Origin of the sequence: Paenibacillus sp. Aloe-11 (assembly GCF_000245715.1) — a bacterium.
In the GTDB taxonomy this organism is placed as follows: Bacteria; Bacillota; Bacilli; order Paenibacillales; family Paenibacillaceae; genus Paenibacillus; species Paenibacillus kribbensis.
In genome coordinates, this window is sequence record NZ_JH601056.1 from 30039 (window position 1) to 33260 (window position 3222).

Here is a 3222-nt window from a genome sequence, read left to right on the forward strand (position 1 = left end):
TCTCCCAACTCCTACCCCCGAGCGCCCTGCGCAATCAGGCGGTGCCTGCCGTTAACAGGTCTCAAGTGGGATGATCATGAATCATCAATGAAGGTGGTACCGCGGAAGTATAAACTTTCGTCCTTTGCATACAAAGGATGGAAGTTTTTTTGTTTTACAAAAAGAGCACAGATTAAGGAAGTGGACGTCTTGTCGACACGTATCGTCATTAAAATCGGAAGCAGCTCCCTGACTGGAGTGGAAGGTGGCTTAAACCGGGAGGCCATCGCCTTTTTTGCCCGGGAAATCAGCTTGCTTCGTGCAAAAGGCCATGAAGTGCTGCTGGTCACATCAGGCGCAGTAGCCGCCGGATTCCGGGAGATCGGGTACCCGTTTCGCCCTAAGCTGCTGCATGAAAAACAGGCGGCAGCAGCCGTTGGTCAAGCACTTCTTATGCAGGCCTATCAGCAGGCTTTTAAAGATTTTGACCTGGTAAGCGCGCAGATTCTGCTGACCCGCAGTGATTTTTTGAGCCGCAAACGGATGAACAATGCCGGAATGACCGTGGAAGAGCTGCTGCGCCAGCAGATTATCCCCATCTTTAACGAAAATGACACCGTATCGATTGACGAATTGAAATTCGGCGATAACGATATGCTGTCTGCACTGGTTGCCAATCTGGTCAAAGCCCAGCATTTGATCATCATTACAGATACTGATGGCGTATATACGGCAGACCCGCGCAAACATCCGAACGCCGTACGCTTTGAACGTATCGACGAAATTACGGAGGAGATTTATGCACTCGCTGGAGGCTCCGGCTCAGCAGTAGGTACGGGCGGCATGCGATCCAAGATCGAAGCTGCCAAGGTAGCTACGCGTGGTGGTGTGCCTGTGTATGTAGGACGTGTCAGTGCTAACGGCGATCTGGACGCAGCCGTCGAAGGACACGGGCCGGGAACTTATTTTGACACCCACCTCTCTTCACTGCCGATGAAAAAGCAATGGCTTGGTTTTATGTCCACCCCTCTGGGTACAGTGCATGTAGACCATGGGGCTGAGGAGGCGTTGGTCCACGGGGGACACAGTCTGCTTCCCGTTGGCGTACGGCGTGTCGAAGGCAGCTTTCATGCAGGGGATGTCGTAGAGGTGCTGGGGCCGGAAAATAAGGTGTTAGGGCGCGGCATCGTCAATTATGACGATGAACAGCTTCGAATCGTACAAGGATTACCCAGCGGCGAAGTTGTGGGCAAAATCGGTCCCATTCACCGGCTTGAGGTGATCCACAGGGATGAATGGATTACACTATATATGTAGGGAGGCCATAACATGAGTGAATTAACGACGAACACAGCTGCAACAGAGGAAAACCAGTTCAGTGAAGTACGGGCCAAAGCGACTTTGGCCAAAAAAAGTGCCGGAGCCATGAACCGACTGACAACAGCACAAAAAAATAAAGCATTGCTCGCTATGGCAGAGGCATTGGTGAGCCATACGGAAGAGCTGATTGCAGCGAACAGTGACGATTTGCAGCGTGGACGTGAATTGGGAACGTCGGAATCGCTGCTCGACCGTCTCAAGCTGACCGAGGAGCGAATCGGGGCTATCGCCGAAGGACTGCGCCAAATTGCCGAGTTGCCTGATCCAGTCGGTGACATGCTGGAACAGATCGAACGTCCTAACGGTCTACGGATTGAGAAAATACGTGTGCCGCTGGGTGTCATTGGCATCATATATGAAGCCCGTCCGAATGTAACGGTAGATGCTGCGGGCCTGTGCCTAAAAACAGGCAATCCGGTTGTGCTGCGCGGTGGTTCGGCGGCCCTCGCCTCCAACCGCAAAATCATTGAAGTGCTTCAGCAGGCGCTGGACACAACAGCCGTACCCCGCGAGGCACTTCAACTGATTGAAGATTCAGACCGCGCCTCCGTCAACGAAATGCTCACCTTGAACGGTCTGCTGGATGTGATTATCCCACGTGGTGGGCGTTCGCTCATCCAAAACGTAGTTCAAAACGCTACTGTGCCTGTCATCGAGACTGGCGCTGGCGTATGCCATACGTATTTGGACGCTACGGCGGATACACAGATGGCGGAAGCCATTACGCTGAACGCCAAGGTGCAAAGACCGTCTGTGTGCAACTCGATGGAAACGCTGCTCGTTCACGCCGATTTTGCACAAGCACACTTAACGAGCTTGGCAGAACGCTTCCGTGATGCTGGCGTTGAGCTGCGTGGCTGCGCACGGACGCGTGCACTGGTTCCCTGGGCTGTTACAGCCACGGAGGAGGACTACAGCACAGAGTACAATGATTACATTATGAACGTCAAGGTGGTAGACCATCTGGACGAAGCACTTGAGCATATTGCCCGTTACGGCACGATGCACTCGGAATGTATTGTCACCGAGGATAAAGCCCATGCCGAACGTTTCCTTCAGGAAGTGGATGCAGCAGCTGTATATCACAATGCCTCCACCCGCTTCACAGATGGCTTTGAATTCGGGTTTGGCGCTGAGATCGGGATCAGCACCCAAAAATTGCATGCCCGCGGCCCTATGGGCCTGCCTGCGCTGACTTCAACCAAATACCGTGTGTACGGTACTGGACAAATCAGGGAATAATATTATAAATCAATCCGTATTCTTGGAGGTTATGAATTCATGTGTGAATCACAGTCAAAGTTTTTAATTAACGAGCAAATTACGTTTTTCGGAGCAGGCTCCATGGCAGAGGCTATCATTCGCGGAATGACGGCTCGTTCCGTTGTCAAACGTGGCGGCATTACTGTCATTAACCGCAGCAATCAGGCGCGCCTTGAAGAACTCCAGCAGCAATACGGGGTGCTGTTCCAAACAGAGGAAGCCGCCAAAACCGAGCTGCTGCGCCGTTCTCCGGTCATCGTGCTTGCCATGAAGCCCAAGGATGCTGCCGGGGCACTGGGACAGCTCGGCCCGCTCCTGTCAGAGGATCAGTTGATCATTTCGGTCATCGCCGGATTGTCCATTCGTACGATGCAAACACTGCTCGGCCGCAAGCAGCCAATCGCACGGACGATGCCCAACACCTCCAGCTCGATTGGACTGGGAGCGACAGGCATCAGCTTTTCCAAAGAGATCAGCGAAGACCAGCGTAAGAATGTGCTCACCATGTTCGAGTCTGTAGGTACGGTGACTGTGATAGAAGAAGAGAAAATGGATATTTTGACCGGGATCTCCGGAAGCGGTCCTGCCTATATCTACTAT

3 protein-coding genes are annotated in these 3222 nt (G+C 52.8%); all 3 read left to right on the plus strand.

The window, feature by feature from the left end; translation table 11 throughout:
* The first annotated feature begins 87 nt into the window (after positions 1-87).
* Positions 88-1296 (plus strand): glutamate 5-kinase, encoded by a 1209-nt coding sequence (gene proB, locus WG8_RS13545; protein ID WP_043891070.1) that lies wholly within the window; start codon positions 88-90, stop codon positions 1294-1296.
* Positions 1297-1308: 12 nt separating this feature from the next.
* The gene (locus WG8_RS13550; RefSeq protein WP_007430767.1) at positions 1309-2601 is read left to right on the plus strand and encodes a glutamate-5-semialdehyde dehydrogenase; all 1293 of its coding nucleotides are present in this window, start codon (positions 1309-1311) and stop codon (positions 2599-2601) included.
* A 39-nt stretch (positions 2602-2640) separates the two neighbouring features.
* The coding region (locus tag WG8_RS13555) for a pyrroline-5-carboxylate reductase family protein (protein ID WP_007430768.1) at positions 2641-3222 on the plus strand (582 nt) is incomplete at its 3' end.